This window comes from Klebsiella sp. HMSC16C06 (assembly GCF_001808325.1).
In the GTDB taxonomy this organism is placed as follows: domain Bacteria; phylum Pseudomonadota; class Gammaproteobacteria; order Enterobacterales; family Enterobacteriaceae; genus Klebsiella; species Klebsiella variicola.
This window is the reverse complement of record NZ_KV793000.1, coordinates 196,632-220,930: the sequence shown is the minus strand read 5'-3', so window position 1 is coordinate 220,930 and position 24,299 is coordinate 196,632. Positions and strand designations below refer to the sequence as shown.

The following is a 24,299-nucleotide window of genomic DNA, read 5'->3' as shown; positions in this document are numbered from 1 at the left end:
ATTAACGCAAGGTAAAAATTATGGATAACGCAATTTTCCCGAACAAATTTAAGGCCGCGCTGGCGGCTCATCAGGTGCAGATTGGCTGCTGGTGCGCGCTGGCTAACCCGATCAGTACTGAGGTGCTGGGTCTGGCCGGTTTCGACTGGCTGGTGCTGGATGCGGAACACGCGCCGAACGACGTGACCACGCTTATCCCACAGCTGATGGCGCTGAAGGGCAGCTCCAGCGCGCAGGTAGTCCGTGTGCCGACCAATGAGCCGATCATCATCAAGCGCATGCTGGACATCGGCTTCTATAACTTCCTGGTGCCGTTCGTCGAGACGGCTGAGCAGGCGGCGCAGGCGGTGGCGTCGACCCGCTATCCGCCGGAAGGGATCCGCGGGGTCTCCGTTTCCCACCGCGGCAATATGTTTGGCACCGTGCCGGACTACTTCGCCCAGTCCAACAAGAACATTTCCATTCTGGTGCAGATTGAGAGCCAGACCGGGGTAGATAACGTCGAGGCGATTGCCGCGACCGAGGGTGTGGACGGGGTGTTCGTTGGCCCGAGCGACCTGGCTGCCGCTTTAGGCCATCTCGGCAATGCCGCCCATCCTGAGGTACAGCACGCTATCCAACATATCTTTGCCAGCGCGAAGAAGCACGGTAAGCCAAGCGGCATTCTGGCGCCAGTGGAAGCTGATGCGCGCCGCTATCTGGAATGGGGGGCGACTTTCGTCGCCGTCGGCAGCGATCTGGGCGTCTTCCGCTCAGCAACGCAGAAACTTGCTGATGCGTTTAAAAAATAATCACCAGGATGAAGAGAGAGAACATTATGACAATCAAAGTAGGTTTTATCGGTCTTGGCATTATGGGTAAACCGATGAGCAAAAATTTGCTGAAAGCAGGTTATTCGCTGGTGGTGTCCGACCGTAACCCGGAAGCGATTGCCGACGTGATTGCCGCGGGTGCAGAGACCGCGACGACGCCGAAGGCGATTGCTGAGCAATGTGACGTGATCATTACCATGCTGCCAAACTCTCCGCATGTGAAAGAGGTGGCGCTGGGTGAAAACGGCATTATCGAAGGCGCAAAGCCGGGCACCGTGGTGATTGATATGAGCTCTATCGCGCCGCTGGCGAGTCGGGAAATCAGCGAAGCGCTGAAAGCCAAGGGTATTGATATGCTGGACGCGCCGGTGAGCGGCGGCGAACCAAAAGCCATCGACGGCACCCTGTCGGTGATGGTCGGCGGCGATAAGGCGATCTTTGATAAATACTACGATCTGATGAAAGCGATGGCGGGCTCCGTGGTGCATACCGGCGACATCGGCGCGGGCAACGTCACCAAACTGGCTAACCAGGTGATTGTCGCCCTGAACATCGCAGCGATGTCTGAAGCGCTGACTCTGGCGACCAAAGCTGGCGTCAATCCGGATCTGGTCTATCAGGCGATCCGTGGCGGCCTGGCGGGCAGTACCGTGCTGGATGCCAAAGCGCCGATGGTGATGGATCGTAACTTCAAGCCGGGATTCCGTATCGACCTGCATATTAAAGATCTGGCGAACGCCCTGGATACGTCCCATGGCGTGGGCGCTCAGCTACCGCTGACGGCGGCGGTAATGGAGATGATGCAGGCGCTGCGCGCAGACGGTCTGGGCACCGCGGACCATAGCGCGCTGGCGTGCTACTACGAAAAACTGGCGAAAGTGGAAGTCACTCGCTAACAAGAAGGGCGCCTTGCGCGCCCTGTTATTCTTGCCTTGCGCGGCACTGTCAGGCTACAAAATTATGAAAATCGTCATTGCCCCAGACTCTTACAAAGAAAGCCTGTCTGCCACCGAGGTAGCTCAGGCGATAGAAAAAGGATTTCGGGAAATTTTCCCTGACGCGCAGTATGTTTCCATGCCCGTCGCCGACGGCGGCGAGGGAACGGTGGAGGCGATGATTGCCGCGACGCAGGGAACGGAACATTCCGCATGGGTGACTGGCCCGCTGGGCGAGAAAGTGGAGGCCTGCTGGGGCATGTCCGGCGATGGCGTCACTGCGTTTATTGAGATGGCGGCGGCCAGTGGCCTGGGACTCGTTCCGCCCGAAAAACGCAACCCTCTCATCACCACTTCACGCGGTACCGGCGAGCTGATATTACAGGCGCTGGAACATGGCGCGAAACGGATCATTATCGGTATCGGCGGCAGTGCGACCAACGACGGTGGAGCGGGCATGATGCAGGCGCTAGGCGCCCGCCTTTGTGACGCCGAGGGGCAGGAGATCGGCCATGGCGGCGGTAGCCTGAGCCGTCTGAGCCGGATCGATCTTTCCGCCATCGATCCACGCTTACGTGACAGGATGATCCACGTGGCCTGTGACGTCACTAACCCGCTGGTGGGCGAGCGCGGCGCGTCGCGGATCTTTGGCCCGCAGAAAGGGGCGACCGAGGCGATGATCGTTGAGCTGGATCGTAATCTGGCGCACTTCGCCGACGTCATTAAGGCGTCGCTGCAGGTGGACGTTAAGCCGATCCCCGGGGCGGGGGCGGCCGGCGGCATGGGCGCGGCGCTGATGGCCTTTCTTAATGCGGAACTGCGTAGCGGGATTGAGATCGTTACCGAGGCGCTGAAGCTGGAAGAGCAGATCCATGACTGCTCGCTGGTGGTCACCGGAGAAGGGCGGATCGATAGCCAGTCTATTCACGGTAAGGTGCCGGTGGGGATAGCCCGGGTGGCGAAAAAATACCGTAAGCCGGTGATCGGTATTGCTGGCAGCCTGACCCACGACGTTGGCGTGGTTCACCAGCACGGTATCGATGCGGTTTTCAGCGTGTTAACCACAGTTTCGACGCTGGAAGAGGCATTTCGCGGGGCATTTGATAACATTTACCGCGCGTCGCGCAATATCGCCGCCACCCTGCAGGTTGGGATGACGACAGAAGGATGACAACGGGCGGTAAACCCTCTATACTGCGCGCCGAAGCTGACCAGACAGTCGCCGCTTCGTCGTCGTCCTCCTTCGGGGGGAGACGGGCGGAGGGGAGGAAAGTCCGGGCTCCATAGGGCAAGGTGCCAGGTAACGCCTGGGGGGTGTCACAGCCCACGACCAGTGCAACAGAGAGCAAACCGCCGATGGCCCGCGTAAGCGGGATCAGGTAAGGGTGAAAGGGTGCGGTAAGAGCGCACCGCGCGGCTGGTAACAGTCCGCGGCACGGTAAACTCCACCCGGAGCAAGGCCAAATAGGGGTTCATAAGGTACGGCCCGTACTGAACCCGGGTAGGCTGCTTGAGCCAGTGAGCGATTGCTGGCCTAGATGAATGACTGTCCACGACAGAACCCGGCTTATCGGTCAGTTTCACCTTTTTATGTCAAAACCCCGCTGCGGCGGGGTTTTGACTATTAGGAAAGCGGAAAGCGGTTTATCGGTCAGCTACCGTTATTTAACCACCTTAGGATTCTGTAGCGTCGGGATCGTGGAATCTTGTACCTGATGAACCTGACCGACGATCGTGGCGACGCTGCCATTGCTTAACGCCTCAACGTCTGCGCTGTTATGTGAGCCAAAATTGAAGGTCAGACGTTTATCCGTTTTATTCTGCTCATCTCGCATGGTCACGGTAAAATAGTAGCTGCCGGCGATACCGCTCATTCGGCGAATGTCGACAATCACGCCGCGCACCTTGACCCATTTGCCCAGATAATCGCTGCTGGCCTTCGCCGGGTTGAGGGTAAACGGCTGCAGGAACTGGGCGACTGAATACGTCTGCATCGAAGCGACGGCGTCATCTCCCGGTTGAAATAATTTGTCTCCCGCGGAATAAAAGGCTTTAGAAGCCAGGCCGCAGCCGCTTAACAGCGAGATGACAAAAAACAGCGGTAATACGCGAGTGCGTAATAACATAACTATCTCCTTATATATTTTAAAAATGATATCCCTGCTTTTATGTATGACATCTTTCTCGCTAATTAAATAAAGTAACCGTGGCTACTGTCAATTAATTTCCGTGATAAGCGCTAAAGTCATTTTATATAAACGTGGTATTTTTCATATGAATTCATTTGGTGAGAACATTTGAATTTCTTATGTATTGAATGGTTTGTGATCAGGTGCACGCTGTGAATAATCTTTAGGTATTATTTTTTACATTTATTCACTACCAACTGTAAAATAATAAACCGCTATTTCAGACACTTTCACTTCAGGATAAAACAATGAAATTAATGACCCGTATTGCGTTTGCAGCCCTTCTGACTACCGGTTTCTCTCTGTCTGCGCAAGCCGCGGACGTGCAGGCGGCGCCAGCGCCGGCGCAGGACCCTATTGTCCAGCACTTAAAACTCACCAGCGATCAGGTTGCGAAAATTAAAAGCCTGCATCAGCAACTGGAAAATAATGTTCAACAGATTTCGCAGCAAGACATTAAAGATGGCGCCCTGATTAACGTGATTGATTCCGGAAAATGGGATGAAAAGGCAGTCAAGGATCAGCTGGCTGCCTTCAGTAAGATCGATCAGCAGGTGCGTTATTACCGCGTGAAGTATTATTTCGATGTGAATCAGGTCCTGACGCCGGAGCAGCGTACCCAGGTGAAAAAAGATCTTGCCGACGCGCTGAGCGAATAATGCCATCGGCCCCTTTCGGGGCCGATATTATCTTCAGGCTATAAACGAAAATCGAATCATTGATATTGCCTTTTCAGGCGAGACTTTCTTCATCCCGCAGACGAATCTCCGCTTCGACAACAATGGCTTCCAGTTCGCTCAGCATCTCATCATAACCAAAGCTGACGACGCCGGCGGTTTCCGGCTGCGTCGGGGCTGATGGCGTCGGGGACGCCTTTTTTCTGTTTTTCTTTTTACTCACTGACAGACTCCATCCCTTCCGTTGTTACACCGGTAAATCTATCAGCAAAGCGCGCAGCGGCGTATCGGCGACGAGGGTAATGTTAGCTTCGTCACGAATAAATGCGCCGTCACCACAGGTGAGAGCCTGTTTTTGTTGTTCCTGCGCGACGGCATGGACGGTGCCGTGGATTGACTGCAGGTAAGCGCGTGGGCCATGCAGCTGCACGCTAATCTGCTCTCCTTTCTCCAGTGCGATATGGTAGACCCAGGCCTGCTGGCGAAGCTGGAGACTGCCGTTCTCTCCCTCCGGTGAGGCCAGCAGCTGCAGCGGTGCGCTCACCACTTCAGTTTTCTGCTGTAGCGGGTTTTCCCGCTGCGGGCAAGCGTCGAGCCACAGCTGCATTCGCGTTAACGACTGCTCTTTGCTCAGATTATGCTCGCTATAGCTCACGCCAGGCTGGGTAGCGATAAGCAGCGCTTCACCGGCTTTGGCCTGCACGTGGTTGCCGTCGCTGTCGCGATACTCCGCTTCGCCTTCCAGAATCAGGTTCAGGATATCGACTTTTGGGTACGTCCTGGCCTGGAAGGAAGCGCCGGGCGCCAGCACTTCCTGGTTGAGGACGCGCAAGGACGCGAAGCCCAGTAATTTCGGGTCGAAGTAGTGGCCAAAGGAGAAGGTGTAGCGGGCCTGCAGCCAGCCGAAGTCTGCTTGTCCGCATTGTTTGGCTGTTCGGGTAGTAATCATGTTCTTGACCTCTCTTTACACTAAATCAATGGTAAAGGTATGGACGCTGTATTGTTAGCCAGATATTCTGCCCGGTATGTTCAAATTTCCTGAATGAGAAAGCGATGGCCAAAGAGAGAGCATTAACGCTGGAAGCGTTGCGTGTGATGGATGCGATCGACCGCCGTGGGAGCTTTGCTGCCGCGGCTGATGAGCTGGGACGCGTGCCTTCCGCCCTGAGCTATACCATGCAAAAACTGGAAGAGGAGCTGGACGTGGTGCTGTTTGACCGCTCAGGTCATCGCACGAAGTTCACCAACGTTGGACGGATGCTCCTGGAACGCGGGCGCGTGCTGCTCGAAGCGGCGGATAAACTCACCACCGATGCGGAAGCGTTGTCGCGCGGTTGGGAAACCCACCTGACGATCGTCACCGAAGCGCTGGTGCCCACCCCGGATCTGTTTCCGCTAATTGAAAAACTGGCGACCAAATCTAATACGCAGTTGTCGATTATCACCGAGGTGCTGGCCGGCGCCTGGGAGCGGCTGGAGCAGGGGCGGGCGGATATTGTTGTCGCGCCGGATATGCATTTTCGTTCCTCCTCGGAGATTAACTCGCGCAAACTCTATTCGGTGCTCAGTGTGTACGTCGCGGCGCCGGATCACCCGATCCACCAGGAGCCGGAACCGCTCTCGGAAGTGACCCGCGTGAAATACCGCGGCGTCGCAGTAGCGGATACCGCACGCGAGCGGCCCGTCCTTACCGTTCAGCTGCTGGATAAACAGCCGCGCTTAACGGTGAGCACCATTGAAGATAAGCGCCAGGCCCTGTTGGCCGGGCTAGGCGTGGCGACCATGCCCTATCCGCTGGTGGAGAAGGATATTGCCGAAGGACGCTTGCGGGTTGTCAGCCCGGAATACACCAATGAAATTGACATAATCATGGCCTGGCGACGGGACAGTATGGGCGAAGCGAAGTCCTGGTGTCTGCGTGAGATCCCCAAGCTCTTTGCTGGTAGATAGTGATGAAGACGCTCCTCCCGTTAACGGGAGGAGCGGGAAGATTAATAGGAGAAGGGTTTCGGATCGGGTCCGAAGCGATTGTTGCCTTCGGTGCCGCGCTGGCAGTTAAAGATCAGGATCACCAGCCAGCCGATGACCGGGATCAACAGCAGCAGCAGCCACCAGGCTGAGCGGTCGGTGTCATGCAGACGCCGAAACTGCACCGCCCACCACGGTAAAAAGACCAGTACGCCATAGATGGTCGTCAGAATGCCTTCGCCGCCCGCCCGCTGCCAGCCCAGCATTTTATCGATGATGCTCAATACGCCGGTCAGGATGAGGTTGACCAGAATAAACATCCAGTACTCTTTGCGCCGCGCACGGCCGCCAAATCCTATATAGTTTTTTAATGCCTTGAGATACCAGTCCATTTCTACGCCTCAATTAACCGTCAATCACTTGTTTTTTAAGCGATCGCAATAAGAATAGACGTGAATGAATGGTGGGTAAATATCTGTTTTCTGAATTATTGGGCGCCATCACTGGCGCCCGAAAGATCAACGGAAGCGCTGATCGCGACCGTGGGGTTCGTTGAGATCCTGTTGCGGTCCAATGGAGATAATACCGGTTGGATTAATGGTTTTATGGCTGCGGTAATAGTGGTGGCGGATATGCGGAATACTCACCGTCTCCGCGATGCCGGGCATCTGGTAGATATCGCGCAGAAAACCGTACAGGTTGAGATAATCGCTAATGCGCCGTTTGTCGCATTTAAAATGCGTCACATATACCGGGTCGAACCGTACCAGCGTGGTCCACAGGCGAATATCGGCTTCCGTCAGCTGATTTCCCGTCAGGTAACGATGCTGACCGAGGATCTGCTCCAGCCGCTCCAGTGAAGTAAAGACCGCCTCGACCGCTTCGTCGTAAGCCTGCTGGCTGGTGGCAAAGCCGGCCTTATACACGCCGTTGTTGACGTTGTCGTAGATCCAGCCGTTCAGTTCATCGATTTTTTCCCGCAGCGCCGGCGGATAGTAATCCCCGGCTCTGGCGCCCAGACCATCGAAGGCGGTATTAAACATGCGGATGATTTCTGCCGACTCATTGCTGACGATGGTCTGCTGTTTTTTGTCCCACAATACCGGGACCGTGACGCGACCGGTATAGTGCGGGTCAGCCTGCAGATAGAGCTGATAGAGGAACTGATGATGATAGAGCTGGTCGCCGGTAGCACCAGGGAAATCATCGGCGAAGGTCCAGCCGTTTTCCAGCATCAGCGGATTGACCACGGAGACGGATATAAAGGGTTCCAGTCCTTTCAGCTTGCGCAGAATTAACGTGCGGTGCGCCCACGGGCAGGCTAAAGAAACATACAGATGATAACGGTCTTTTTCTGCGGCAAAGCCACCTTCGCCCGCAGGCCCCGGCGCGCCATCGGCCGTGAGCCAGTTACGGAAGGCCGAAACGGAACGCTTGAATCGTCCTCCGGTGGATTTGGTGTCATACCAGGTATCTTGCCAGACGCCGTCGACTAATTGTCCCATTACTTCCTCCTGCAGATAGCAAAAGCGAGGAGATATCCCCTCGCTTTTTTTAGATTTTTACTCAGTATAGTGCGCTTACCACTTTTTATTCAGTACGCGGTCGATGCTGAATGCGCCCGGTCCGGTAATGGCCAGCAGCAGATAACCGCCAGCAATGGTCAGGTTTTTCATGAACATCAGCGAGTTCACGCCTTCCGCAAAGTTGCTGTGGAACAGGAACGCGGTCAGCAGCGTAAAGCCTGCGGTGAACAACGCGGTGGTACGGGTCAGGAAACCGAACAGAATCGCCAGACCGCCGCCGAATTCAAGGAGAATGGTCAGCGGCAGCAGTGCTCCCGGCACGCCCATGGCTTCCATATACTGCTGGGTTCCGGCGTAACCAGTGATTTTGCCCCATCCTGCAGTGATAAACAGAATCGGCATCAGAATACGCGCTACCAGTACACCAACATCTTCTAATTTTTTCATTTCTTACTCCAGAAAACCCAAAGGGCGGCAGTTTTGTTTTTTAGCGCAATCCCGCGTGGTTACACGGTGTTGCTGTCGATGGAGAGGATAGTAACGAGGCGGAGAGGGAATTGTTAGCAAGGAAAACTGTAGATCTTCTTCAAAGTTTCTGAGCAATAAGTGCGGTGAGGAGAAATTTTCTGGCGACGAGGGGAACTACCCGTCCCGATATCGGGTGGCTGAGCGGAATGAATTGAGATCTGAGGGGGGCTAACCGCGGGTTGCGGCGAAGGCCCCGGCTGCCGCGAACGGCGTATTGTATCGGACGGGGAAATGGCAGAGCGGGGCGCCGGGATAAGCGCCCGCGCTCCGGGCTGCTAGTGTGTTGACGACTGGCGCAGGATCCCGCGGACCATCCGCCAGGTGCTCCACAGTCCGAGACCGCGTTTGGTCCAGCGTATCAAAAAGTGCGGGTGTCGTATGGACCAGACGGCCATCAAACCGCTGCCAACCATCAGCCACGAACGTAAACTCAGCAGCGTATGCCAGCCGCGATCGAGGGGCGCTGTCGCCTCCAGCCAGTGGCGACGACAGGCGCTAAGCTCCAGTCGTTGCTGCTGGATCTGGCGCAGCAGCAGCGCCTTTTGCCGTTCACGCTCCTGTCGGCCATTCACGGTTTATCGTCCTCCAGAAGGGCACGGTCGTTCTCCAGCTCTTTACGCGTCAGGCGCAGCAGCGTGGAGCGGCGCGCCTTACGTAGGGTAAGGATACCCACGATCGCGGCGGCGAGGAGCAGAACGACGGTGGTGGCGATCATGACGTGCAGGCGGTACTGGGCGTCAACGGCCCAGATAACCAGCACCAGCAGACTCATGAGGCCAAACGCGGCAAACAGCAGCGTCAGTCCGGTCATGATCAGCAGCTGGAAGAGGTTGGCTTTCTCCTCCTCCAGCTCCACGACGACCAGGCGCAGCCGTGTTTCCACCATTTCGGCCAGCAGCGTGACGATACGCTGGCCAATGGAGAACACGCGCTGGCCTGGCCCCTGCGTGTGTTGAGTATTCGCCATAATCAGCGACGCGACAGCAGGACACCCAGCACCAGCCCGACGGCGGCACCAATCCCGACTCCTGTCCACGGATTTTCGCGAACATAATCATCCGCCCGCGCGGCGGTCTCGCGCGTTTGACGCAAAATCGCATCGCTGGTTTCACCCAGGCGGGCACGACTCTCTTTTAGCGCGCTCTCTGCTTTACTACGCAGTTTACCAATCTCTTCTTTCGACTTGTCCGCCGAGGAATTCAGAACTTCCTCCAGGGTATCCGCCAGCGTTTTCAGTTCTGCACGAAGGTCGTCAGTCACATTCTCTTTAGCCATGTCGTTCTCCTGTAGCGTGGTCCGTGTTGCGAAAGTTAACTGTTATTAGTAGTCCCGAGACTCCAGCGTTTTTAACTCCTGTTGCGCTTCATTGAGTTTATGCTGGCGTTTGTTGATTTTGTCCGCATCGCCTTTCTTCCGGGCTTCCTGCAGATCGCGCTGACGTTCAGCGATCTCTTCCCGCTGTTTGGCAATTTTTTGCTGATGATCGGCTTTGAGTTTACTGTCGCTGCAGTTTTCCCGTACCTGACGTAGCGCGGTATTTAGCCCATCAATGCGACTTTGATTATGATGCTTTTCGGCATAGCTGATCTCTCGTTGAATATCCTGCTCTTTTTCCTGGCAGGGAGAGGCTGCTATGGCGCTGGCGCTAAGTGAAGTCAGGGCCAGAAGCAGAGCGATGCGGTGTTTCATGGATAGTACCTTCCATTGTCTGAGGGTATACCCGGAGGATATACCCGTTCCCGATGGTGAACGGGAATGCGTTGATTCCCGCAGGTTTAAGCATAGTAACAAATGCAGGAAACCACCAGACTGCGTAAAAAACGCAGTAAGGCGGTAGTTTACCCGAGCCGGTGAGGCGCGTCGCGCAGACGGGATAACCAGGCGGTGGCCGAGTTATCGTCCTCCAGCAGGGCAATAATATAACCATGTGGCAGAGCGCGACCGAGAACCTCTTTCGCCGCCGCGCCCTGGGCGGTGGAGTCGAACTTAATCAGCAGGCCATCTTTTTGCGGCGTAATGCTCTTAAAGCGGATACCGTTGGCGTCGAGGTGATGCCAGACGGAGAAGCCGTCCGGCATGCTGACGCCCTGGCCAACCGGACGGATCGCCAGCGTGGCCTCCTGCTGCTGCACCGCCAGCCAGAGCCAGAACAGCGCGCAGAGCACAAGAGAGCCACCCAGCAGCCAGCTCAGCTGGCGCAGGGAGGGGCGTTTAATGACCATCATTAGCCCCGGCTTCTGTATTTTTTCTTCCACAGCACCACCAGCGAGCCGATCAGTCCGAAGACCAGCAGCGCGACCGGAAGGAGCATCAGGCAGGACATCAACTGATCTTCATACTTGAGGAATACCGGGGTTTTGCCCAGCAGATAGCCCAGCGAGGTCAAGATGAGCACCCACAGCAGGCCGCTCATCCAGTTAAAGAACTGAAAGCGAGCGTTATTGAGGCCTGAAAGGCCGGCAATCGTCGGCAACAGCGTACGCACGAAGGCGATAAAGCGGCCGATCAACAGCGCGGAGAGTCCATGCTTATGAAACAGGTGATGCGCGCGTTGATGATAGTGAGAGGGCAGATGCGACAGCCAGTTTTGCACGATCCGCGTATTGCCCAGCCAGCGCCCCTGAATGTAGCTCAGCCAGCAGCCGAGGCTGGCGGCGGCGGTCAGCAGCAGCAAGGTTTCCGGAAAGCCCATCGCCCCTTTGGCAATCAGCACGCCCACGAGTACAAGCAGACTATCCCCCGGTAAAAACGCGGCAGGCAGTAACCCGTTCTCAAGGAACAAAATCATAAACAAGACAAAATACAGCATGCCAATCATGGAGGGATTCGCGAGCGTTTCGTAATCCTGAGCCCACAAGGCATTCAATAACTGGGTTAAAAGTTCCATTCACGATTCCTGGTACATCGGTTAACGGCACGTCTGAGCGCGTGGCATGTTGGGCGACAAGATTTTTATGAGATTTTGGTCGCTGCTTAGGCGCTCTGAACGCTTCCCTGTATAAGACTGAAGTAAGTAAACACTTACCCCCAGAACGGCAAAATGCATCTAATTGTAACAAATCAGCTGACTTTACGTCAGAGAAATTGCAAGGTGTTGCTCGTTGATTTTGCTGATTGCGGCGGTGGGAGGCGAGAGGATTTACACAGGCTGACACTATATATGTTTTACTTACTCCAGTCCGCGTGGCGGGCAGGCGCGCAGGGGCCGCGCGCCGTCAGGATAAGCGCTTATTTCGCGCTGTTGGCCGCCGTATCGAGATGAACCACCGGATTGTCGGCAAATAAGTAGCGATCGGCATTAAATTCAAAGTCATCGCTGGTTTCGTTAAACAGCATTTGCTTGGTATTTTCCAGATGCTGCCACATCGCCAGCTTGGCGGCGTTGGGATCTTTACGCAGCAGGGCTTTCAGGATCTGATCGTGATCGTCGCACCAGTTATCGACCGTGCGCAGGTCGATATGCTCATGCAGCTTTTTCCAGTAAGGGTTATGCACGCGCTGGGTCCACATTTTTTCCACGATCGCCGCCAGCGCACTGTTCTGCGTGGCCAGCGCCACCTGGACGTGGAACTGGAGATCCCACTCGGAGTCGCGGAAACACTTCTCGTTGCGCGCTTTCTCCTGAATCTCCATCAGCTTCATGATGTCCTGTTTGGTCACCTGAGTCGCCGCGAATTCAGCAATATTGCTTTCAATTAGCTGCCGCGCCTGCAGGAGTTCAAAAGGACCATAGTTGGCGAATTCAAGGCTTTCATCGGCCACCTGCTGGTACTTGGGATGGTTGGAGATGACATGAATACCCGACCCTTTGCGGACTTCGACATACCCTTCCACTTCCAGCATGATAATGGCTTCACGAACCACGGTGCGGCTGACGTTTTTTTCATCGGCGATAAAGCGCTCGGCGGGCAGCTTATCCCCTACAAGGTAGACACCTTGTTCGATGCGCGTCTTCAGCTCAGCGGCAAGCTGCTGATACAGACGGCGTGGTTCAATGATTTCCATATTCGCTCCCGCAAGATGGCGACAATATTCGATTTGTTATACCACTTTTACACGCTTTCCACCACTGGCAGGCATGAAAAAGCCGCCTGAGAAGGCGGCTCAATACGCGGTGACATCACCACAAGATCTAACTCTGCGTGGCGGGTTTGCGGCTGCTAAGCGGCGTCGAGTCATCGTCAGCCGGTTTGTTTTTCAGCACCGTCCAGATAACCAGCGCGCCTAGCAGGTCAAAGACGGCCAGTACTGCAAACAGCGGGCTGAAGCCGATGGTGTCTGCCAGCGCGCCGACAACCAGGGCGAACATGGTGCTCGCCAGCCAGGCGGCCATCCCGGTCAGACCGTTGGCGGTAGCGACTTCGTTACGGCCAAAGACGTCGGAAGAGAGGGTGATCAGCGCCCCGGACAGCGCCTGGTGAGCGAACCCGCCGATGCACAGCAGGGCAATCGCCACGTACGGGCTGGTGAACAGGCCGATCATCCCCGGGCCAATCATCAGCAGGGCGCCCATGGTGACCACCATTTTACGCGACACGATCAGGTTGACGCCAAACCAGCGCTGGAACAGCGGCGGCAGGTAACCGCCCACGATGCAGCCGAGGTCGGCGAACAGCATCGGCATCCAGGCGAACATCGCGATCTCTTTCAGGTTAAAGCCGTAAACCTTAAACATGAACAGCGGGATCCAGGCATTAAAGGTCCCCCAGGCCGGCTCGGCGAGGAAGCGCGGCAGGGCGATACCCCAGAACTGACGGTTGCGCAGGATTTGCCACGGCGACATTTTCTTCGCGTTATTGGTCTGATGCTGAGACTCCTGACCGCCAATGATGTAGTCGCGTTCTTCGTCAGATAATTTTTTCTGGTCGCGCGGGTGTTTGTAGAAGATAAGCCAGGCGATGGCCCAGGCGAAGCTCAATACCCCGGAGATGATGAACGCCATCTGCCAGCTGTGCATGACAATCGCCCACACCACCAACGGCGGCGCGATCATGGCGCCAATAGAGGAACCGACGTTGAAGTAGCCCACCGCGATAGAGCGCTCTTTTGCCGGGAACCATTCAGAACTGGCTTTCAGCCCGGCAGGGATCATCGCGGCTTCCGCTGCGCCGACTGCGCCGCGAGCCAGCGCCAGGCCGCCCCAGCTGCCTGCCAGCGCGGTTGAGCCGCAGAATATCGCCCAGGCGATAGCAAAGAAGGCATAGCCGATTTTGGTCCCGAGAATATCGAGGACGTAACCCGCGACAGGCTGCATGACGGTGTAGGCAGCGGAATAGGCTGCAATGATATAGGAGTACTGTTGAGTCGAGATGTGTAACTCTTCCATCAGCGTCGGCGCGGCCGCCGCCACGGTGTTACGGGTCAGGTAGCCCAGCACGGTGCCTAGCGTCACCAGCGCAATCATGTACCAACGTAACCCTTTAATTTTACGCATGTAAACCTCATCGTCTGTTATCTTTCCGCATCAGGTGCGGCCTTTCCTGACGGCAATACGCGGTCGGGAAAGCGAAACGGAGGGTTCAGGAGGGGGGATCCCCCTCTGGCCCGAACCTTACCATCAGTTGTTATGTTGAAAGTCGGTGTCCATTCCGTATAAGCCGATGCCATAAACACCGGTAATGCATTCCGTCGGTTTATATGTTGCGACGGCAGAAAGATAACTTGTCATACAACTTTAAAAGTTGAGTGCTGTCACAAAAGTGGGAAAGTTAGTGTGGTCTTTAGCCCTTACCGGGAAAGCCAGAGATGGCGCGCCCTGCCGGGGTGTTTTCCAATGAGGCGGTCGTTTTTTTATCGACGTTTATTGATCTAACTCACGAAAAACAGCTCGGTCTGTAGAAATTGGTGTGATAACTTTGTCAGCATTGTAGTCAATCATCTGAAAGGCTCCCGCTACGGAGCGAAGAGGACACGCGAATGACACCGTTTATGACTGAAGATTTTCTACTCGATACCGAATTTGCTCGCCGTCTGTACCACGATTACGCCAAAGATCAGCCGATTTTCGACTACCATTGCCACCTTCCGCCGCAGCAGGTTGCCGAAAACTATCGCTTCAAAAATCTGTATGACATCTGGCTGAAAGGCGATCACTACAAATGGCGCGCAATGCGCACTAACGGCGTACCGGAGCGTCTGTGTACCGGTGATGCGTCCGATCGCGAGAAATTTGACGCCTGGGCGGCAACGGTGCCGCACACTATTGGCAACCCGTTATACCACTGGACCCATTTAGAGCTGCGTCGCCCTTTTGGTATTACAGGTAAGCTGTTGTCTCCATCCACCGCCGATGAGATCTGGGACCAGTGCAATGATTTACTGGCTCAGGGCGCCTTCTCCGCCCGCGGGATCATGAAGCAGATGAATGTGAAGATGGTCGGTACCACCGACGATCCGATTGATTCTCTCGAGCACCATGCGGTTGTCGCCAAAGATACCTCCTTTGATATCAAAGTGCTGCCGAGCTGGCGCCCGGATAAAGCATTCAACATTGAACAGGCGACCTTTAATGACTACATGGCGAGGCTGGGTGAGGTGTCCGATACCGATATTCGCCGTTTTGCGGACCTGCAAAGCGCTCTGACCAAACGTCTGGACCACTTTGCCGCACACGGCTGCAAGGTCTCCGACCACGCGCTGGACGTGGTGCTGTTTGCGGAAGCGACCGACGCCGAGCTGGACGCCATTCTGGCGCGCCGTCTGGCTGGCGAGACCCTCAGCGCACACGAAGTGGCGCAGTTCAAAACCGCGGTGCTGGTGTTCCTCGGCGCAGAATATGCCCGTCGCGGTTGGGTACAGCAGTACCATATCGGTGCGCTGCGTAACAACAACCTGCGTCAGTTCAAACTGTTAGGCCCGGATGTGGGCTTCGATTCGATCAACGATCGCCCGATGGCGGAAGAGCTGTCTAAGCTGCTGAGCAAGCAGAACGAAGAAAACCTGCTGCCGAAAACCATTCTCTACTGCCTGAACCCGCGCGATAACGAAGTGCTGGGCACCATGATCGGTAACTTCCAGGGTGAAGGCATGCCAGGCAAGATGCAGTTCGGCTCCGGCTGGTGGTTCAACGATCAGAAAGACGGCATGGAGCGGCAGATGACCCAGCTGGCGCAGCTCGGCCTGCTGAGCCGCTTCGTCGGGATGCTGACCGACAGCCGCAGCTTCCTCTCCTACACGCGCCACGAATACTTCCGCCGCATTCTGTGCCAGATGATCGGCCGCTGGGTGGCTGCCGGCGAAGCGCCTGCGGATATCGCGCTGCTGGGCGAGATGGTGAAAAACATTTGCTTTAACAATGCGCGTGACTATTTCGCCATTGAACTGAACTAAGGCCAGAGGTCGGTTGATATGCAATACATTAAAATCCATTCGCAGGATAACGTCGCGGTCGCGCTGGCGGATATCGCTGCCGGTAGTGTGGTGACGATTGATAAGGATTCGGTCACCCTCGGCCAGGATATCGTTCGCGGCCACAAGTTTGCACTGCGCGCTATCGCGAAAGGGGAAAACGTCGTTAAGTACGGATTGCCGATTGGCCATGCGCTGGCGGATATCGCGCCGGGCGAGCATGTTCATGCGCACAATACGCGCACCAATCTCAGCGACCTTGACGCGTATCGCTATCAACCGGACCGGGTTGCCCAACCGCCACAGCCTGCGGATCGCGAAGTGCAGATTTATCGTCGCGCTAACGGTGACGTCGGCGTGCGCAATGAGCTGTGGATCCTGCCGACCGTCGGCTGCGTCAACGCGATGGCCAGACAAATGCAGAACCGTTTCCTGAAAGAGACGTATGGCGCTGAGGATATCGATGGGGTGCATCTCTTCAGCCACACCTATGGCTGCTCGCAGCTTGGGGATGACCACATCAACACTCGCACCATGCTGCAAAATATGGTTCGTCACCCGAACGCCGGGGCGGTACTGGTGGTTGGCCTTGGCTGTGAAAACAACCAGGTGGATGCCTTTCGCGAAACGCTGGGCGAGTTTGACCCGCAGCGTGTGCACTTTATGGTTTGCCAGCACCAGGACGATGAAGTGGAAGCGGGGGTTGCGCATCTGCATCAGCTGTATGAAGTGATGCGTCAGGATAAACGCCAGCCGGGTAAATTGAGCGAGCTGAAGTTTGGTCTCGAGTGCGGGGGATCGGACGGCCTGTCGGGCATTACCGCTAACCCGATGCTGGGCCGCTTCTCAGACTATGTGATCGCCAACGGCGGCACCACCGTGCTGACCGAAGTGCCGGAGATGTTCGGTGCTGAACAGCTGCTGATGAGTCACTGCCGTGACGAAGCGACCTTCGACAAGCTGGTGACCATGGTCAATGACTTTAAGCAGTACTTTATCGCACACGACCAGCCTATTTACGAAAACCCTTCCCCGGGTAACAAAGCCGGGGGGATCACCACCCTGGAAGATAAGTCGCTGGGCTGTACTCAGAAAGCGGGTTCCAGCCAGGTGGTGGATGTCCTGCGCTACGGCGAGCGCCTGAAGGTTCATGGTCTGAATTTGCTGAGCGCGCCGGGCAACGACGCGGTCGCCACCAGCGCGCTGGCCGGCGCCGGCTGTCATATGGTGTTGTTTAGCACCGGACGTGGCACGCCGTACGGCGGCTTTGTGCCGACGGTGAAGATCGCCACCAACAGCGAACTGGCGGCGAAGAAAAAGCACTGGATCGACTTCGATGCCGGGCAGCTGCTCCATGGCAAAGCGATGCCGCAGCTGCTGGAGGAGTTTGTGGATGCCATTGTGGCTTTCGCTAACGGTAAACCGACCTGTAATGAACAGAATGACTTCCGCGAACTGGCCATCTTTAAAAGCGGTGTTACCCTGTAAAGGTGTATTCACATTGGCGCCCAGGGGCGTAGAACGTGTATCGGCCTGATAGCGTAACGCCATCGGGCTCGTAACAGCGGCGTTTCAGCCAGTGAAGCGCCGTTTGTTTTTTTCAGTCAGGGAGCTTTCATGACCGCGTATTGGCTGGCCCAGGGGGTCGGCGTCATCGCCTTTCTTATCGGCATTACCACCTTTATCAACCGCGATGAACGCCGTTTCAGGCTACAGCTGGCGGTCTATAGCGCTATTATCGGCGTTCATTTTTTCCTGATGGGCGCCGGGTCGGCCGGAATGAGCGCCGGGCTCAATGCGCTACGTACGGTCATTTCCTTACGCACCCGTAGCCTGTGGGTGATGACCGTCTTTATCCTCCTGACGCTGATCCTCGGCCTGGGCAAACTGCAGCATGCCATGGAGCTGCTGCCGATCATTGGCACCGTCGCCAGCACCTGGGCGCTGTTTCGTTGCAAAGGGCTGACCGTCCGCTGCGTGATGTGGTGCTCCACCGCCTGCTGGGTCACGCATAATCTGTGGTTGGGTTCGATTGGTGGGACGCTGATTGAAGGCAGTTTTCTGATCGTCAACGGGCTGAATATCATTCGCTTCCGCCGGATGCAAAAGCGCGGTATCGATCCGTTTAAGGTTGAAAACGCAGTCCAGGAAGAGAGCCCCTCCGCCCGATAGCGGAGGGGAAAGGCATTAGCTGCGCAGGGCGTTTTTCGCCAGCTGGTCATCTTCTGCTATGCAGGCCGCGGCGGTAAACAGGGCGTCGGTTGAGGAGTTGAGCGCCGTTTCGCAGGAATCCTGCAGCACGCCGATAATAAAGCCGACGGCAACCACCTGCATCGCCACATCGTTCGGGATCCCAAACATATTACAGGCCAGCGGGATCAGCAGCAGCGAACCGCCCGCCACGCCGGAGGCGCCGCAGGCGCACAGCGAAGCGACCACGCTCAGCAGCAGCGCCGTCGGCAGATCCACCGGAATATTCAGCGTATGCACCGCCGCCAGCGTCAGCACGGTGATCGTGATCGCCGCGCCCGCCATATTGATGGTCGCCCCCAGTGGAATGGAGACCGAATAGGTATCGCGATCCAGATTCAGCTTTTCACACAGCGCCATATTCACCGGAATATTGGCGGCGGAGCTGCGGGTGAAGAACGCGTAGACGCCGCTTTCGCGCAGGCAGGTCAGCACCAGCGGATAGGGGTTACGGCGGATTTTCCAGAACACCAGCAGCGGGTTAATCACCAGCGCTACCAGCAGCATACAGCCGACCAGCACCAGCAGTAGCTGGGCGTAGCCCCACAGGGTCTCGAAACCGGTGGTCGCCAGGGTGGAAGAGACCAGACCGAAGATCCCCAGCGGTGCAAAACGGATCACCACTTTGACGATGAAGGTCACCGCGTGGGAGACATCGTTGATCAGGTTTTTGGTGGTGTCGTTACCGTGACGCAGGGCGAAGCCCAGCCCCACCGCCCACACCAGAATGCCGATATAGTTGGCGTTCAGCAGGGCGTCGATCGGGTTGGATACCATGCTCATCAGCAGGCCGCGCAGCACTTCGACAATCCCCGACGGCGGCGTGATGCTGTCGGCGGCGGTGGTTAAATGCAGAGTCGACGGAAAGACAAAACTAAACAACACCGCGGTCAGCGCCGCGCTGAAGGTGCCCAGCAGATAGAGAAACAGAATGGGGCGAATACTGGTTTTTTGTCCGTGCTGATGGTTAGCGATGGAGGCCATCACCAGCATCAATACCAGCACCGGCGCCACCGCCTTTAACGCGCCGACGAACAGGGTCCCCAGCAGACCGACGGCAATGGCCGTTGGCTTAGAGACCAGCGCCAGCAGCACGCCAAGCACCAGACCGATTAAAATTTGTTTCACCAGGCTGCCTTGCGCCAGGCGTGAGATCCACCCCGATGGGGGAGTGCGTGTGGTCATAATTCATTCCTTCCAGTGATGTAGCAAGCCATCCCAGCCACGTATTATTTGTTACGTTTATGTCAGGATGTAAGTAGATGTTTGCATAGTCGAGTATACGGAAAGAATGGCGGGCGGGAAGCGTAAAATGCTGTGATTTTAATCTGGATCTTGTTTTTTAACTATGTAGTAACATAACTGTGACATGAGCAGAGATTGCCGTCGGCGATGGCCGACGGCGCGTTGTGCAGATTACTCAGGCAGTTTGCGCTGCTTGTCGTGTTGCTTGTTGACCCAGGCGTTAATCAGCAGCGTGACGGCCAGGATGCCTCCTACTACGCCCAGCGAGATGGCGACCGGGATATGGTAGAAGTCGACGATCAGCATCTTCACGCCAATAAACACCAGGATCACCGACAGACCGTATTTGAGCATCGAGAAGCGCTCGGCGACCCCCGCCAGCAGGAAGTACATGGCGCGCAGGCCGAGGATCGCGAACAGGTTTGAGGTCAGGACGATAAACGGATCGGTGGTGACCGCGAAGATCGCCGGGATACTGTCGACGGCGAAAATCACATCGCTCAGTTCCACCAGGATCAGCACCAGCAGCAGCGGCGTGGCGAACAGCACCCCGTTTTTACGGGTGAAGAAGCGCTCGCTCTCGATTTTATCCGTCATTCGCAGATGGCTGCGGATCCAGCGCACCAGTGGTTTATCGCCGATGCCGGAGTCATCTTCTTTCGCCAGCGCCATCTTCACGCCGGTAAAAAGCAGGAAGGCGCCGAAGACGTACAGCAGCCAGTCAAACTGGGAAATCAGCCAGCTGCCGGCGAAGATCATGATGGTACGCAGAACAATCGCGCCCAGCACGCCATACACCAGTACCCGGCGCTGCAGAGCAGGCGGTACGGCGAAATAGCTGAACAGCATCAACCAGACGAAGACGTTATCGACCGCCAGCGCTTTCTCAATCAGATAACCGGTGAGGAAGGCTAAGGCCTGCGGGTCAGCGACGGCCCGGCCCTGGGTTTGTACCAGATACCACCAGAAGGCGGCGTTGAACAGCAGAGAAAGCGTGACCCAGAGGATTGACCAGCCCGCGGCCTGCTTCATGGTCATGCTGTGCGAACCGCGTCGTCCCTGAAGCAGCAGGTCGATTGCCAACATGATCGCGACGACGACAGCGAATCCACCCCATAGCAACGGCGTGCCGACAGTATTCATTTGATATTCCTTACATAAAAACAAAACGGCTGACGTCGGAAGACGGCAGCCGCTGCGCTTTTATGCATAGACCTCGCCTTCCGGCAAGGTCTCACTTACAACAACCAAAGTACATCGCGATGGGCTTTGGTTATTGCCCGGCGACCGGATGCGGTATTGCACGCATCGTAATGACGATCAACCGGCAAGGAAGTTACTCCCCTTTGCACGTAACAAAATATGTCACAGGGCGGTTTTCGTCAATGGCGGCCGGTCCGGCCTTTACACTCTTTTACGCCAGCGGCTGCGTATCGGCCGGGAAGATCACTCCGGTCTGGCGACGAATTTCGCTCGACAGTTTTGCCGTAATACGGCTCACGGTCAGACCCGGGTGATTGACATCCTGTGTCTCCACCAGGCGCGCAAAGGTCTCCGCCTCATACAGCATAGTATTAATGTGCTGGGGCTGCGTCAGGTCCTGGGCTTTGCCGCCGCGCGGCACAAACGCCAGCTTCTGGCATTCGGAGATTTTTTCGATCACTAATGTGCCGTCTTCGCCCTGGATTTCACTGGGGATCGCGGAATCGCTAACTTTGGAGTGATGCAGCGTCACGTCGAAGTCGCCATAGCTCAGCACCACGGTGCCCTGGGCGTCTACGCCGCTGTCCAGCAGGCTGGCGGTGGCAAGAACGGCCCGCGGTTCGCCCCATAACGCCACAGCGGACGCCAGGCAATAGAAGCCGATATCCATAATCGAACCGTTAGAGAACGCCGGGTTAAAGGTGTTGGGGTTTTCGCCGTCAAGGTAGCGCTGATAGCGCGAGGAGTACTGACAGTAGTTGATGAAGGCTTTGCGCAGTTTGCCCGCTTTAGGAAGCGTCTCTTTCAGTAGCAGAAAGTTAGGCAGACTGGCGGTTTTAAAGGCTTCAAACAGCACAACGTTATTTTCTTTCGCCAGCGCTATCGCCGCCTCGACTTCCTGCAGGTTCGATGCCAGCGGCTTTTCGCAAATGACGTGCTTTTTGTGGCTCAGGAACAGCCGGGTCTGCGGGAAGTGCAGCGAGTTCGGGCTGGCAATATAGACCGCGTCAACGTCAGGGCTCTGTGCCAGTTCATCGAGCGAGGTAAACAGATGCTCGACCGGATAGTCATTGGCGAAGGCTTGCGCCTGTTCGAGGCTGCGGGAGTAGATGGCGGTAAGTTTATATTTGCCGGTTTCATGGGCGGCATCGACAAACTGCTTGGTGATCCAGTTTGTGCCAACAACTGCGAAACGTATCATAAACGTTGACGAACTCCATTAAAGGGAACCTGTCGTCACTCTATCATGCCATCATGACAAAACCAGTGCGTCACTACGCAGAACGATTTAACGAAAGGTGCGTCAGCCACAGGCGGGTATCGAATTCCAGTTGATGGTACTGTGGCTCCATATGGCAGCACAGTTGATAAAAGGCTTTGTTGTGATCTTTCTCTTTCAAATGCGCCAGTTCATGGACCACGATCATCCGCAGAAAGGCCTCCGGCGCGTCGCGAAACACCGTCGCCACGCGAATTTCCGCTTTGGCTTTCAGCTTACCGCCCTGAACGCGGGAAATCGCGGTATGCAGGCCGAGCGCATTGTTCAGCACGTGGATTTTACTGTCGTACATCACTTTGTTGATCGGCGCCGCCCCGCGCAGAAAGCGGGCCTTCAGATCCTGGGTGTACTGATACAGCGCTTTATCGCTGTTAACGTCATGCCCCTGCGGATAACGCTTTTGCAGCACCTCGCCGAGGCGGTCTTGCTCGATTAAAGCCGTGACCTGCGACAACAGCGATTCAGGATAGCCATGGAGATAAGGTAATGTGCTCATGTAGCCCGTTTGCGTAATTAAGCGACAACAGCCGGGGATTCTAGCACCCTGTGCGGACAGGATGCCAGAAAGGCATCGTTACTCGATTATCGCGTCTTCATCCGCCCGGTAGCAGAAGAAATCAAACAGCGCCTCTTTGCGATGCAGCATACTATCCACGCAGGCCATGCCGACAAACGCCCCGGTAAACTCGCCGTAGCGGCTGTATTCATCGGAGAAATGCGATGTGTCGTAGACCGCTCCGATGGGGTGATAGTGCTCACCGTCGACAGACCATGAACACTGTACCTCTCGGCCATTAATAGCAATCGCGAGATAGATTTCTCCCTCGGCAAGGCGAATTTTCTGTGGATCGTCGTGACGCTCACCGTTATCCATGTAGATAATAGCCAGTTGCGCCGCGCCAGAGGTTTCATCCCAGGTTTTATGTAAAAACAGATAGTTCATGTTGTCGTAATAGAGCACCAGTCCAGCGCTGTGCTGATAAATCTCCGGGTTAAAATCCATCTTCGTACTGATGTTGGCGTATACCGAGGTCAGCTTTTTCGCCAGCAGACTGACTTTATTGAGCGAGCTCAGCGACTCCTGACCGCGTAGAGCAAGATAGCCTGCTTTACGCGTCAGGCAGGTAAAACGCTGGAAATGGATCCTCGGCGCATAAAACGCGTTATCCACCCTTGGCTCATCAAAATCATCAAGGTCCGCTTTTGGTGGAAACGGGTGCGGCGGCAGACGGGATCCTTCTACCTGATGCTGTGCGAGATGACCCCCAGCGGCCAGGCGCAGCCAGCCATCCTCGCTCCATTCCATCCTTTGGATCGCCGTTTCGCGACCCAGCGGGCAGCGTAGCTCCTGGCGAAACGGACGACTGCAAAGGTGGGTTAGCCAGACTTCACCCGTTGGGGTCTCGACATAGCTACCGTGCCCGGCCTTTTGCAGGTAGGTTTCCGGATTGAAATAGTGGGGCTTGAGATGGCCTGTATCTTTGCGTTCGTTAAAATTCTCTGGCCAGGATGTGACGATTGGATTGAGCGGATCGCCTTGATAGGGGCCAGCGACCTCGGTGGCGCGGGCCATGGTGACAGAATGCCCGTAACCGGTGCCGCCTTCGGCGACCATCAGGTAGTAATAGTCGCCGCGTCTCGTCAGATGCGGCGCTTCAATGCAGCCGCGGTCGGTACCGCCGTGCCAGATGCGCTGCGGGTAGCCGATGACGCTGTGCGTCTGCGGCGAATATTCCACCAGGCAGATCGCTCCCGGTTTTTCATAGCCTTCGCGAGTTTCCCACTCCAGTGAGACGATCCATTTTCTGCCATCGTGGTCGTGCAAAATTGAGGCATCGAATCCAGCAGAATGGAGATAAACGGGGGCGCTCCACGGGCCAGTGATCTCCTCGGCGGTAATAAGATAATTATCAACGTCAAAATAACGGGAGTTCATTGAATTCATAACGCCATAAATGACATAAAACAGCTTTTCTTCTTCGCACCAGGTCAGGCTTGGGGCCCAAATACCTTTGGCAGAAGGCAGTTTTTTTAAGTCTGGGTTATTATCATCGGTAAGCACATGGGTGAGCAATTGCCAATGTTTAAGATCCCTTGAATGATAAACCGGTAGTCCGGGAAACCATTCAAATGATGATACCGCCACATAATAATCATCGCCGCGGCGGCATATACAGGGGTCAGGATTAAAACCTCTAAAGACAGGATTCTGAATCATCGTATTTATCCTTAATGCTCAAAATATAGCAATAATTTTAAGTGGAGGATGACTCAGGAGATATATAGACTGTTTCCATTTATATAATAAACGTCCACTTATCTGGTGATGCTGCTCACAAA

At 55.7% G+C, this 24,299-nt stretch carries 27 protein-coding genes and 1 other RNA gene; 9 read left to right on the top strand and 19 right to left on the bottom strand.

What is annotated here, in order from left to right:
* Positions 1-20 precede the first annotated feature (20 nt).
* The 4 genes from garL to rnpB all read left to right on the top strand — a co-directional run bounded on the left by garL (position 21) and on the right by rnpB (position 3,333).
* Positions 21-791: a 2-dehydro-3-deoxyglucarate aldolase gene (garL, locus tag HMPREF3142_RS12350; RefSeq protein ID WP_008806598.1), complete on the top strand. Its 771-nt coding sequence runs from the start codon at positions 21-23 to the stop codon at positions 789-791.
* 26 nt (positions 792-817) lie between these two features.
* Entirely contained in the window at positions 818-1,708 is an 891-nt protein-coding gene (garR, locus tag HMPREF3142_RS12345; RefSeq protein WP_012540492.1) for a 2-hydroxy-3-oxopropionate reductase, read from the top strand.
* Between the two features lie 64 nt (positions 1,709-1,772).
* On the top strand, positions 1,773-2,918 hold the full coding sequence (gene garK, locus HMPREF3142_RS12340) for a glycerate 2-kinase (protein WP_012967185.1): 1,146 nt from the start codon (positions 1,773-1,775) through the stop codon (positions 2,916-2,918).
* 32 nt (positions 2,919-2,950) lie between these two features.
* An RNA gene (gene rnpB / locus HMPREF3142_RS12335) (RNase P RNA component class A) lies at positions 2,951-3,333 on the top strand.
* A gap of 75 nt (positions 3,334-3,408) precedes the next feature.
* Here the strand turns inward: rnpB and HMPREF3142_RS12330 are convergent.
* Positions 3,409-3,873, bottom strand: a complete 465-nt coding sequence (locus HMPREF3142_RS12330; protein WP_016161866.1) for an OB-fold putative lipoprotein — start codon at positions 3,871-3,873, stop codon at positions 3,409-3,411.
* 311 nt (positions 3,874-4,184) lie between these two features.
* On the opposite strand from HMPREF3142_RS12330, the gene HMPREF3142_RS12325 reads away from it, so the two are divergent.
* Positions 4,185-4,595 carry a Spy/CpxP family protein refolding chaperone gene (locus tag HMPREF3142_RS12325; RefSeq protein ID WP_008806593.1) on the top strand — a complete coding sequence of 137 codons (411 nt, stop codon included), beginning with the start codon at positions 4,185-4,187 and terminating at the stop codon, positions 4,593-4,595.
* A gap of 73 nt (positions 4,596-4,668) precedes the next feature.
* Here HMPREF3142_RS12325 and HMPREF3142_RS29415 read toward each other — a convergent pair whose 3' ends face one another.
* Both HMPREF3142_RS29415 and HMPREF3142_RS12320 read right to left on the bottom strand, forming a co-directional pair.
* A complete protein-coding gene (locus HMPREF3142_RS29415) occupies positions 4,669-4,836 on the bottom strand; it encodes a hypothetical protein (protein ID WP_008806592.1) in 168 nt (55 codons plus the stop codon).
* Positions 4,837-4,860: 24 nt separating this feature from the next.
* A complete protein-coding gene (locus HMPREF3142_RS12320) occupies positions 4,861-5,562 on the bottom strand; it encodes a pirin family protein (RefSeq protein ID WP_008806591.1) in 702 nt (233 codons plus the stop codon).
* Between the two features lie 104 nt (positions 5,563-5,666).
* On the opposite strand from HMPREF3142_RS12320, the gene HMPREF3142_RS12315 reads away from it, so the two are divergent.
* Positions 5,667-6,563, top strand: a complete 897-nt coding sequence (locus HMPREF3142_RS12315) for a LysR family transcriptional regulator (RefSeq protein WP_004144865.1) — start codon at positions 5,667-5,669, stop codon at positions 6,561-6,563.
* A gap of 41 nt (positions 6,564-6,604) precedes the next feature.
* On the opposite strand, the gene HMPREF3142_RS12310 is transcribed toward HMPREF3142_RS12315, so the two are convergent.
* The 11 genes from HMPREF3142_RS12310 to HMPREF3142_RS12260 form a co-directional block, all read right to left on the bottom strand.
* Positions 6,605-6,973, bottom strand: a complete 369-nt coding sequence (locus tag HMPREF3142_RS12310) for a DUF805 domain-containing protein (RefSeq protein WP_008806590.1) — start codon at positions 6,971-6,973, stop codon at positions 6,605-6,607.
* A 126-nt stretch (positions 6,974-7,099) separates the two neighbouring features.
* Positions 7,100-8,086, bottom strand: a complete 987-nt coding sequence (locus tag HMPREF3142_RS12305) for a glutathione S-transferase family protein (protein ID WP_008806589.1) — start codon at positions 8,084-8,086, stop codon at positions 7,100-7,102.
* A gap of 75 nt (positions 8,087-8,161) precedes the next feature.
* Positions 8,162-8,554: a DoxX family protein gene (locus HMPREF3142_RS12300; RefSeq protein ID WP_002917920.1), complete on the bottom strand. Its 393-nt coding sequence runs from the start codon at positions 8,552-8,554 to the stop codon at positions 8,162-8,164.
* Positions 8,555-8,910: 356 nt separating this feature from the next.
* Complete coding sequence (locus HMPREF3142_RS12295) at positions 8,911-9,207, bottom strand: YqjK-like family protein (RefSeq protein ID WP_070612103.1); 297 nt, start codon at positions 9,205-9,207, stop codon at positions 8,911-8,913.
* Positions 9,204-9,602 (bottom strand): phage holin family protein, encoded by a 399-nt coding sequence (locus tag HMPREF3142_RS12290; RefSeq protein ID WP_008806587.1) that lies wholly within the window; start codon positions 9,600-9,602, stop codon positions 9,204-9,206. Before HMPREF3142_RS12290 ends, HMPREF3142_RS12295 begins: the two co-directional genes overlap by 4 nt.
* A 2-nt stretch (positions 9,603-9,604) precedes the next feature.
* Complete coding sequence (locus HMPREF3142_RS12285) at positions 9,605-9,910, bottom strand: ElaB/YgaM/YqjD family protein (RefSeq protein ID WP_008806586.1); 306 nt, start codon at positions 9,908-9,910, stop codon at positions 9,605-9,607.
* A gap of 45 nt (positions 9,911-9,955) precedes the next feature.
* The gene (locus tag HMPREF3142_RS12280) at positions 9,956-10,324 is read right to left on the bottom strand and encodes a DUF1090 domain-containing protein (protein ID WP_008806585.1); all 369 of its coding nucleotides are present in this window, start codon (positions 10,322-10,324) and stop codon (positions 9,956-9,958) included.
* Positions 10,325-10,473: 149 nt separating this feature from the next.
* A complete protein-coding gene (mzrA, locus tag HMPREF3142_RS12275; RefSeq protein ID WP_162493301.1) occupies positions 10,474-10,851 on the bottom strand; it encodes an EnvZ/OmpR regulon moderator MzrA in 378 nt (125 codons plus the stop codon).
* Positions 10,852-10,859: 8 nt separating this feature from the next.
* Positions 10,860-11,522, bottom strand: coding sequence for a DedA family general envelope maintenance protein YqjA (gene yqjA, locus HMPREF3142_RS12270; protein ID WP_004206121.1), 663 nt, complete (start codon positions 11,520-11,522; stop codon positions 10,860-10,862).
* 341 nt (positions 11,523-11,863) lie between these two features.
* A complete protein-coding gene (exuR, locus tag HMPREF3142_RS12265; RefSeq protein WP_012967188.1) occupies positions 11,864-12,640 on the bottom strand; it encodes a transcriptional regulator ExuR in 777 nt (258 codons plus the stop codon).
* Positions 12,641-12,767: 127 nt separating this feature from the next.
* Positions 12,768-14,069: an MFS transporter gene (locus HMPREF3142_RS12260; RefSeq protein WP_008806582.1), complete on the bottom strand. Its 1,302-nt coding sequence runs from the start codon at positions 14,067-14,069 to the stop codon at positions 12,768-12,770.
* A 482-nt stretch (positions 14,070-14,551) separates the two neighbouring features.
* Here HMPREF3142_RS12260 and uxaC point away from each other — a divergent pair, with 482 nt between their 5' ends.
* The 3 genes from uxaC to HMPREF3142_RS12245 all read left to right on the top strand — a co-directional run bounded on the left by uxaC (position 14,552) and on the right by HMPREF3142_RS12245 (position 18,154).
* Entirely contained in the window at positions 14,552-15,964 is a 1,413-nt protein-coding gene (uxaC, locus tag HMPREF3142_RS12255; protein WP_044613773.1) for a glucuronate isomerase, read from the top strand.
* An 18-nt stretch (positions 15,965-15,982) separates the two neighbouring features.
* Positions 15,983-17,470, top strand: a complete 1,488-nt coding sequence (locus tag HMPREF3142_RS12250) for a UxaA family hydrolase (protein ID WP_022066320.1) — start codon at positions 15,983-15,985, stop codon at positions 17,468-17,470.
* Positions 17,471-17,599: 129 nt separating this feature from the next.
* A complete protein-coding gene (locus tag HMPREF3142_RS12245) occupies positions 17,600-18,154 on the top strand; it encodes a YgjV family protein (RefSeq protein WP_008806579.1) in 555 nt (184 codons plus the stop codon).
* Positions 18,155-18,169: 15 nt separating this feature from the next.
* Here HMPREF3142_RS12245 and sstT read toward each other — a convergent pair whose 3' ends face one another.
* From sstT to HMPREF3142_RS12220, 5 genes are all read right to left on the bottom strand, one after another.
* Positions 18,170-19,417, bottom strand: a complete 1,248-nt coding sequence (gene sstT, locus HMPREF3142_RS12240) for a serine/threonine transporter SstT (RefSeq protein ID WP_008806578.1) — start codon at positions 19,415-19,417, stop codon at positions 18,170-18,172.
* A 231-nt stretch (positions 19,418-19,648) separates the two neighbouring features.
* Positions 19,649-20,620 (bottom strand): TerC family protein, encoded by a 972-nt coding sequence (locus HMPREF3142_RS12235; protein ID WP_008806577.1) that lies wholly within the window; start codon positions 20,618-20,620, stop codon positions 19,649-19,651.
* A 271-nt stretch (positions 20,621-20,891) separates the two neighbouring features.
* Complete coding sequence (locus tag HMPREF3142_RS12230) at positions 20,892-21,881, bottom strand: Gfo/Idh/MocA family protein (protein ID WP_012967191.1); 990 nt, start codon at positions 21,879-21,881, stop codon at positions 20,892-20,894.
* A 73-nt stretch (positions 21,882-21,954) separates the two neighbouring features.
* Positions 21,955-22,455, bottom strand: coding sequence for a M48 metallopeptidase family protein (locus tag HMPREF3142_RS12225; protein WP_012540501.1), 501 nt, complete (start codon positions 22,453-22,455; stop codon positions 21,955-21,957).
* A gap of 78 nt (positions 22,456-22,533) precedes the next feature.
* Positions 22,534-24,177 (bottom strand): glycoside hydrolase family 43 protein, encoded by a 1,644-nt coding sequence (locus tag HMPREF3142_RS12220; RefSeq protein WP_012967192.1) that lies wholly within the window; start codon positions 24,175-24,177, stop codon positions 22,534-22,536.
* Positions 24,178-24,299: the final 122 nt, after the last annotated feature.

Bases quoted from the DNA above. Each gene is read 5' to 3' on its own strand.
- garL (WP_008806598.1), top strand. From the start codon at position 21: ATGGATAACGCAATTTTCCCGAACAAATTTAAGGCCGCGCTGGCGGCT.
- garR (WP_012540492.1), top strand. From the start codon at position 818: ATGACAATCAAAGTAGGTTTTATCGGTCTTGGCATTATGGGTAAACCG.
- garK (WP_012967185.1), top strand. From the start codon at position 1,773: ATGAAAATCGTCATTGCCCCAGACTCTTACAAAGAAAGCCTGTCTGCC.
- HMPREF3142_RS12330 (WP_016161866.1), bottom strand. From the start codon at position 3,873: ATGTTATTACGCACTCGCGTATTACCGCTGTTTTTTGTCATCTCGCTG.
- HMPREF3142_RS12325 (WP_008806593.1), top strand. From the start codon at position 4,185: ATGAAATTAATGACCCGTATTGCGTTTGCAGCCCTTCTGACTACCGGT.
- HMPREF3142_RS12320 (WP_008806591.1), bottom strand. From the start codon at position 5,562: ATGATTACTACCCGAACAGCCAAACAATGCGGACAAGCAGACTTCGGC.
- HMPREF3142_RS12315 (WP_004144865.1), top strand. From the start codon at position 5,667: ATGGCCAAAGAGAGAGCATTAACGCTGGAAGCGTTGCGTGTGATGGAT.
- HMPREF3142_RS12310 (WP_008806590.1), bottom strand. From the start codon at position 6,973: ATGGACTGGTATCTCAAGGCATTAAAAAACTATATAGGATTTGGCGGC.
- HMPREF3142_RS12305 (WP_008806589.1), bottom strand. From the start codon at position 8,086: ATGGGACAATTAGTCGACGGCGTCTGGCAAGATACCTGGTATGACACC.
- HMPREF3142_RS12300 (WP_002917920.1), bottom strand. From the start codon at position 8,554: ATGAAAAAATTAGAAGATGTTGGTGTACTGGTAGCGCGTATTCTGATG.
- HMPREF3142_RS12290 (WP_008806587.1), bottom strand. From the start codon at position 9,602: ATGGCGAATACTCAACACACGCAGGGGCCAGGCCAGCGCGTGTTCTCC.
- HMPREF3142_RS12285 (WP_008806586.1), bottom strand. From the start codon at position 9,910: ATGGCTAAAGAGAATGTGACTGACGACCTTCGTGCAGAACTGAAAACG.
- HMPREF3142_RS12280 (WP_008806585.1), bottom strand. From the start codon at position 10,324: ATGAAACACCGCATCGCTCTGCTTCTGGCCCTGACTTCACTTAGCGCC.
- yqjA (WP_004206121.1), bottom strand. From the start codon at position 11,522: ATGGAACTTTTAACCCAGTTATTGAATGCCTTGTGGGCTCAGGATTAC.
- exuR (WP_012967188.1), bottom strand. From the start codon at position 12,640: ATGGAAATCATTGAACCACGCCGTCTGTATCAGCAGCTTGCCGCTGAG.
- HMPREF3142_RS12260 (WP_008806582.1), bottom strand. From the start codon at position 14,069: ATGCGTAAAATTAAAGGGTTACGTTGGTACATGATTGCGCTGGTGACG.
- uxaC (WP_044613773.1), top strand. From the start codon at position 14,552: ATGACACCGTTTATGACTGAAGATTTTCTACTCGATACCGAATTTGCT.
- HMPREF3142_RS12250 (WP_022066320.1), top strand. From the start codon at position 15,983: ATGCAATACATTAAAATCCATTCGCAGGATAACGTCGCGGTCGCGCTG.
- HMPREF3142_RS12245 (WP_008806579.1), top strand. From the start codon at position 17,600: ATGACCGCGTATTGGCTGGCCCAGGGGGTCGGCGTCATCGCCTTTCTT.
- sstT (WP_008806578.1), bottom strand. From the start codon at position 19,417: ATGACCACACGCACTCCCCCATCGGGGTGGATCTCACGCCTGGCGCAA.
- HMPREF3142_RS12235 (WP_008806577.1), bottom strand. From the start codon at position 20,620: ATGAATACTGTCGGCACGCCGTTGCTATGGGGTGGATTCGCTGTCGTC.
- HMPREF3142_RS12230 (WP_012967191.1), bottom strand. From the start codon at position 21,881: ATGATACGTTTCGCAGTTGTTGGCACAAACTGGATCACCAAGCAGTTT.
- HMPREF3142_RS12225 (WP_012540501.1), bottom strand. From the start codon at position 22,455: ATGAGCACATTACCTTATCTCCATGGCTATCCTGAATCGCTGTTGTCG.
- HMPREF3142_RS12220 (WP_012967192.1), bottom strand. From the start codon at position 24,177: ATGATTCAGAATCCTGTCTTTAGAGGTTTTAATCCTGACCCCTGTATA.